Genomic DNA, 220 nt, shown 5'->3' on the forward strand with positions numbered 1-220 from the left:
GATTCCCCCAGTAGTGGCGAGCGAACGGGGAAGAGCCCAAACCACCCATGTTACGGCATGGTTGGGGTTGTAGGACCACGACATTGCAAGACATCTTGTGAGAAGAACGATCTGGAAAGTTCGACCATAGAAGGTGACAGTCCTGTATTCGAAACAAGACGAAGCATAGTGGTATCCTGAGTAGCGCGGAACACGAGGAATTCTGCGTGAATCAGCCGGG

General features: G+C 52.3%; 1 rRNA gene. It reads left to right on the forward strand.

From position 1 onward, the window contains the following. Positions 1 to 220, forward strand: a 23S ribosomal RNA gene (locus I6E24_RS17715); the annotation flags it as partial.

Origin of the sequence: Bacteroides caecigallinarum, assembly GCF_021530995.1 — a bacterium.
In the GTDB taxonomy this organism is placed as follows: domain Bacteria; phylum Bacteroidota; class Bacteroidia; order Bacteroidales; family Bacteroidaceae; genus Phocaeicola; species Phocaeicola faecigallinarum.